Genomic DNA, 6,809 nt, shown 5'->3' with positions numbered 1-6,809 from the left:
CGGCCTGCGGCGGCGCGAGTACCGGGTTATGCAATTGAGCATCTGGCGCCACCCGCAGCAGCGTTTTCTGCTGAGGCGTGGCCTTTGCCGCAGCAGCACGACTCTTTTCCAGAAATGCGCGCAGTTCCGGGCCGACGATGATCTCGTGATGCATCAGCTTGCGGCTCTGCTGCGGATCCTGTACTCGCCGATACTCACCCATGTGGCCCAACAGTTCGCCAGCTTTGACCGCCGGCGGGCTCACTGGCGTAACCACGACATCAAAGTCCTCCGGCGCCTGACCTAGTGCTTCCAGCCAGCTCGTCGAGACCCATCCGTTATGCGCGGCGGCTGGCACCTCCGTCTGCGCAGTCGATGGCGGCACGATCGCTTTCTCGATCACGAGCTTGATCTTGACCCACTGTTTGTCGCGCTGGAGCACCGTGAAGCGAGCACCGTGTGGCAGGTAACCAAGGACGGGGGAGTCTTTGGCAAACGAAGGTTTCGCGCGCACGCTCAGCCCGATGACTGGCTGATCGGTGGCCCCTTTCGGTACAGTTTGTTTTTCTTTGGCGGTTTCCTTGACACGACAGATCTTGGCCGGCCAGTACGCGGGACGCTTGACCACACTCCCCATGCGTTCGTAATCGCCAAACGAGCGCAAGTGCATTGCCAAGCAGAAGTACGTGAGCTTATTGCCGGTCGGGTATTCCAACGTGTGCCGAGTCAGGACAAACCCGGTACTAAAGGCGGCCGAGGTGGATTCGGCGGTCGTCGGCACATTGGCCGCCCCGGGGGAGGTGGGGTATTCGCGATTGATCCGATAGGCGACCACTTCGCCTTTGGTCATGGCGCCAATGCCCTCGTCGAGGGACAGCAGGTTGGCCATCGCCGACTCATAGTGAATGCCACTATGTACGCCCGACGGTCCGAACACGTAATAACCGCCGCTGGCCATACCGAGCGCGCTGTAGTAGACATCGGCGTCGACCACGTCCTTTCCGGCCTTGTCCTTGAAGGGGTATTTGAAGTTAGCCATAAATGTCCGTGTGCTTAGGCATCGCCCGAGAAGGTCAGGTAGAAAGCGTCATCCGGCGAATCACCGAATACCGAGTCTCCAGATAGTGAGAGCACATTCCCTGCACCCTTACGATCCTGGACCATTGGGCCCTTCACGCGGATGGCGACGGCTTCGATCTCCACGCCGCAATCGTCCAGCGTAATCGTGCCGCCGGGGCCGCGCAGGCGGATGACCTCACCAGCTTGCAACTCGACGACCTTGGTGCGATACCGGATAGCCTGCCCCGCCTCCAGCTCGGCATGGCCTGCCACGCGCTGTTTCAGATGCCCGCCAATATCGACCGTGTGATTGGCTGCGGTCTTGTCGCGACGATGGTTGCCGACTTCCTCCGTGCGGTCCTTGCCCGTGTGGATGGTGTGGTTTCGGCCGATGCTCAGGAAGTCGTCCTGCCCGATATCGTGGCGGCGATCCTGGCCGATGGTGACCTGCTCGTCGCGCCCCACGGTCTCTTTGCGGTCATTGCCGATGGCAATGGTTTCGTCGTGCTCGACCTGCTCGCTGCGGTCATGCCCGACGAAGATGGTTTCGTCGTGGTTGACGTGGATGTTCTGATCTTTCTGCGCGTGGACGTAGATTTCCTCCTGATCCTTCTCGTCCTCGAAGCGCAGTTCGTTGTAGCCCTCGCCCTTGTGCGTCTGGCTTTTGATCGTCATCCGCGTCTTGTGCCGCGGCAGTTCGTACGGCGGCAACTGCAGCCGGTTGTACGCCCGCCCGATGATGAGAGGCTGGTCCGGATCGCCATCCAGGTTGACCACGATCACTTCCTGCCCGATGCGCGGGATCGCCATGTGGCCCCACGTCGCGCCGGCCCAGTTCTGCGCGACCTGAATCCAGCACGAGCTGTGCTCGTCGTACTTGCCCTCGCGATCCCACGGGAACTGCACCTTCACCCGGCCGTACGCGTCGGTGTAGATCTCTTCGCCTTCCGGGCCGACCACCGTCGCCGGCTGCGGACCGTCGATACGCGGGCGCGGCAGCGGCTCGGCGCGCCACTCGGCATCGTCCGGCACCAGCACCGCTTCGTAGCGGTAGTGCGTGCCTTGCTGCGCGTCAGCGCCCTCCTCCGCCTGGCTGGTGTATTGCTTGCCGTGATGGACGATGCTGACCGGACGCCAGCCGCGGTTCATGTCCTCGCGCGGGTGGCCAATCAGGTCGAACGCGGTGCCCGGCTGCAAGCGTGCATCATCGCCGTTCACCCGCGCGATACGCGCATCGCGACGGTGACCGCGCAGGCGGTCCTGCGTAAAAGCCTTGCCGCTGGCTTCGTGCTTGTAGCGGCCCGGATAGTTGTAGCGCGCGTAGCCGCGGCCCTGGTGATCGAGGTCGGTGCCCTCGCGCGGGTACTCGTGCGGAAAGCGCGGGCTCTTGAAGGTGTAGTCGCGCTGCACCTGCCGCGCGGTGCGTACGTTCTCGGTATAGGCGAAGGTGCGCAGGCATGGCTGCGGCTGGTCGCCGCCCGGTGTCGGGTTATACAGCACCGGCTCGCCCTGCTGCCGGCCGAAGATAAACAGCCGATCGCAGTGGATCAACCGATGCCCGTCGGCCTTGTGCTGGAATGCGTAGAAGAATCCCTCCTCGCGCAAAATACGCTCGATGAAGTCGTAGTCGGTGTCGCCGGCCTGCACGCAATACTCGCGCGCCAAGTGCTCGGCGGTGATGCGCTGCTCGTAGTCCAGCGTTTGATTGTGTGCCTTGAGCACGGCCGTAGCGATCTCGGGTACGCTCAGCGTCTGGAAGATGCGCCAGTCTGACGAGAGCTTCAGTCGTGCCAGGCGCGGCTCGACCACGGCCGAATAGCGGGTGCGTCGAAATCCCGTGTCTCCTTGCACAAAACTCGACACCGCGCCGTGCACGTAACGCACGGGCAAGCCGCCCTGCCAGATCGTGAGCAGGCCGTTGTGATCGAGCACCTGGCCGAAGTCGATGGCGGGATTCGTGCTGGCCAATTCCACCCGCAACAGGAAGGTCTCGGACAGGCCTTCGTGCAGGGTGAACTCCACCACTTCGAACGACTCGTTGCCAGCGGTGAAGGTAAAGCGCAGGTCGGATTGGATAGCCATAGTTAAGCTGCTCGCTGAACGCCCAGCGGCAACGATCAACTATTGCGAGATCCCCGTCTATTGGACGAATCCGAAAGTTGCGCTTTTCCTCGACCTAGCCTCCACCATATTCGTGAGTTGCCCTGGTCCTATCCGCGATCGAGCCAGACTGTCCCGGCCACTTTGTCGCAAATTCCGTCTCTACTGGCGATTACCTCTGCGCCGCCCCCCAAAAAAAACGAAACCCCGAGAGATCTCGATCCGCGGGGTTTCGCCGCCCACAAACACGGATCAGTGCTGCACGGCCTCGCCCGCCAGCAAGCCCGTCTGCGCGTAGAACTCCTGCTGCGCGAACGCGTCGCGCTCGCGCCGCGAACGCTCGCCGCGATCCGCGAGCGAACCGACGACGATCCCGACGAACGCGAGCGGCACCGACACGAGCGCCGGGTTGTCGAGGAACACCGGCGCGTGCGCGTGATGCAGCACGTCGACCCACACCGACTTCGACAGCACCGTGAGCGTGACCGCCGACACGAGGCCGAGGCCGCCGCCGAGCACCGCGCCGCGCGTCGTCATCCCGCGCCAGAAGATCGACATCGCGAGCACCGGGAAATTCGCGCTCGCGGCCACCGCCGCGACGAGGCCGACCATGAACGCGACATTCACGTGCTCGAACAGAATCGACAGCCCGATCGCGACCGCCGACAACGCAATCGTCGCCGCGCGCGAGATACGCATCTCGAGGCGCTCGTCGGGCTTGCCGCGCGCCCACATCTGCGCGTAAAGATCATGCGAGATCGTCGTCGCGCCGGCGAGCGTCAGCCCGGCGACCACCGCGAGGATCGTCGCGAACGTGACCGCCGCGATGAACCCGTAGAACCAGTTCCCGCCAACCGCCTGCGCAAGCTTCACCGCGACCATGTTCGAGCCGCCGAGCAGGTCGTGCGTGAGATTGAACGACCCGTCGGCACCCAGCTTGAAGAATTCCGGATGCTGCGCGAGCAGCACGATCGCCGAGAAGCCGATCACGAAGGTCAGCAGGTAGAAGTAGCCGATGAAGCCGGTCGCATAGAGCACCGACTTGCGCGCCTCCTTCGCGTTCGGCACCGTGAAGAAGCGCATCAGGATGTGCGGGAAGCCGGCCGTACCGAACATCAGCGCGATGCCGAGCGACAGCGCGTTGGCCGGATCGCGGATCAGCTTGCCGGGGCCCATGATCGACAGCGCGCCCGGATGCACGGCCACCGCGCGGCGGAACATCTCGTCGACGCTGAAGCCGAATTCGGCGAGCGCGAGCACGACGAGCAGCGTCGCGCCGCACAGCAGCAGCACGGCCTTGATCACCTGCACCCAGGTGGTCGCGGTCATCCCGCCGAAGAACACGTAGACGACCATCAGCACGCCGACGATCAGCTCGGCCGTGCCGTACGACAGCCCGAACAGCAGCTGGATCAGCTTGCCCGCACCGACCATCTGCACGACGAGGTACAGCACGACGATGGTCAGCGAATTCGCGGACGTCAGCAGCCGGATCGGCCGCTGTGCGAAGCGGTACGCAACGACGTCGACGAACGTGAACTTGCCGAGATTGCGCAGCGGTTCGGCGATCAGGAACATCACGAACGGCCAGCCGACGAGAAAGCCGATCGAGTAGATGAGCCCGTCGAAGCCGAACATGAACACCATCCCCGACAGCCCGAGGAACGACGCGGCCGACATGTAGTCGCCCGCGATCGCGAGCCCGTTCTGCAGCCCGGTGATGCCGCCGCCGGCCGTGTAGAAGTCGCGTGTCGAGCGCGTGCGGCGCGCGGCCCAGCGCGTGAGCGCGAGCGTCGCGAACACGAACGCGAAGAACATCCCGATCGCGACCGGGTTCAGTTCGACCTTGTCGGGCATCGGGCCCGCGACCGATACCGATACCGCATGCGCGGCAGACGAAACGAGGGCCGCGGGAACGGCAAGCGCGCGGAGCGCGATCGAGGTACGTCGCATGTCGGCCTCCTTCACGAACGCTGCAGGAGCGCATCGACGCGGCGGTCGAACGCACGGTTCGCGCGCAGCACGTAACACGCGGTCAGCCCGATCGCGACCAGGATGATCGCGACGCCCGCGGCGATCCCGACCGTCGTCGTCGCGCCGCGATACAGCGGTGCCGCGAGCACGTGCGGCGCGAGCGCGACGAGCAGGATGAAGCCGTAGTACGTGGCGATCATCAGTGCCGTCAGCGTGAAGCTGAAACGGCGCCGCGCACGCACGAGCTGCTGGTAGTCGCGGCGCGCCGTGACCGATTCGATGAAGGAAAGCTCCATGGTGTCTCCTGTCGACCCGAGTTGGCGCTTTAGCGCTTACTCGGGTCCCATGCTTCGCGGTCGACCTGAGTTGGCGCTTCAGCGCCTACTCAGGCCCCCGCAGGGCAAACCAACTCGTCGTTGCGAGGGTGTTGTGTGGAATGGTCGGCGCGCGTCGACTACCCCGCCCGCGCCGTGGCGGAAAAAAGCGATCTACACGACGCGATCCGCGCGCAGCCGCGCGACCTCCTCCGCCGACATGCCGAGCCAGCCGCCGAGCACCGCCTCCGTATCCGCGCCGAGCACCGGCGGCGCACCGCGCACCGGCAGCCGCGCGCCGTCGAACCGGTACGGCGGCGCCAGCACGTCGACGCCGCCCGCGACCGGATGCGGCTGCCGCGTCACGAGCCCCGCGTTCGTCGCGCGTTCCGACGTCAGCGCTTCGTGCAGCCCGAGCACTTCGCCGCACGGAATGCCCGCGTCGGCCAGCGCCGCGAGCAAAGTCGCGCGCGACCGGCGCGCGAGTGCGCCACGAATCTCGGGCAGCAGCTCGGCACGATTCTCCGAGCGGCCGAGGTTGGTCTTGTAGCGTTCGTCCGCGGCGAGGTCGGGCCGCTCGATCGCATCGCAAAAGCGCGCGAACTGCGGGTTGTTGCCGACCGTGATCACGAGCGGGCCGTCGGCCGCGTCGAACACGCCGTACGGCACGATCGACGGATGCGCGTTGCCGTAGCGCGGCGGGTCCTCGCCCATCAGCAGCGCGTCGAGCCCGTAGTACGCGGTGATCATCAGCCCGCAGTCGAACAGCGCCATCTCGATGCGCCGCCCGCGCCCCGTCGCATGACGTTCGTACAGCGCCGCGAGGATCGCCTGCGCCGAATACATGCCGGTGAACAGGTCGACCGCCGCGACGCCGAACTTCAGCGGCGGCTGGCCGGCTTCGCCGTTCAGCGCCATCAGCCCGGCCTCGCCCTGCACGACGAGGTCGTAGCCCGGCCGCGCGGCCTCGGCGCCCGAGCGGTCGTAGCCGGAGATCGCGCAGTGCACGAGGCGCGGGTTCAGTTCGGCCAGCGCGTCGTAGCCGAGCCCGAGTTTCTCCGCGCCGCCGAACTTGAAGTTGTGAAGCACCACGTCGGCCTGCGCAGCCAGCTCGCGCGCGAGCCGCCGCCCTTCGTCAGTCTGCAGGTCGAGGCAGATCGAGCGCTTGCTGCGGTTCACGCTGTTGAAGTAGGTCGTTTCGGTGTCGCCGATCCTCAAGCCCCAGTCGCGCGTGTCGTCGCCGCGCGCCGGATGCTCGACCTTGATCACTTCCGCGCCGAAATCGGCGAGCACCATCGCGCACCACGGCCCCGCGAGCACGCGCGAGAAGTCGAGCACTTTCACGCCGGCCAGCGGCAAAACGCGCGATTCGTTCGTCATCCT

The 6,809-nt window shown here is 65.4% G+C and carries 5 protein-coding genes; all 5 read right to left on the bottom strand.

The genetic code is table 11. The annotated features are described in order from the left end of the window. The coding region (locus L810_RS03830; RefSeq protein ID WP_042973087.1) for an SH3 domain-containing protein at positions 1 to 1,018 on the bottom strand (1,018 nt) is incomplete at its 3' end. Between the two features lie 14 nt (positions 1,019 to 1,032). After that, positions 1,033 to 3,120 (bottom strand): type VI secretion system Vgr family protein, encoded by a 2,088-nt coding sequence (locus L810_RS03825; RefSeq protein WP_021157049.1) that lies wholly within the window; start codon positions 3,118 to 3,120, stop codon positions 1,033 to 1,035. A 270-nt stretch (positions 3,121 to 3,390) separates the two neighbouring features. Continuing rightward, a complete protein-coding gene (locus L810_RS03820; protein ID WP_021157048.1) occupies positions 3,391 to 5,091 on the bottom strand; it encodes a cation acetate symporter in 1,701 nt (566 codons plus the stop codon). An 11-nt stretch (positions 5,092 to 5,102) separates the two neighbouring features. Further along, positions 5,103 to 5,408: a DUF485 domain-containing protein gene (locus tag L810_RS03815; RefSeq protein ID WP_021157047.1), complete on the bottom strand. Its 306-nt coding sequence runs from the start codon at positions 5,406 to 5,408 to the stop codon at positions 5,103 to 5,105. A gap of 192 nt (positions 5,409 to 5,600) precedes the next feature. Then, a complete protein-coding gene (locus L810_RS03810) occupies positions 5,601 to 6,806 on the bottom strand; it encodes a CaiB/BaiF CoA transferase family protein (protein ID WP_021157046.1) in 1,206 nt (401 codons plus the stop codon). Positions 6,807 to 6,809: the final 3 nt, after the last annotated feature.

Source organism: Burkholderia sp. AU4i (assembly GCF_000466765.1).
Taxonomy (GTDB): Bacteria; Pseudomonadota; Gammaproteobacteria; order Burkholderiales; family Burkholderiaceae; genus Burkholderia; species Burkholderia cepacia.
This window is presented reverse-complemented; position numbering and strand designations above follow the sequence as displayed.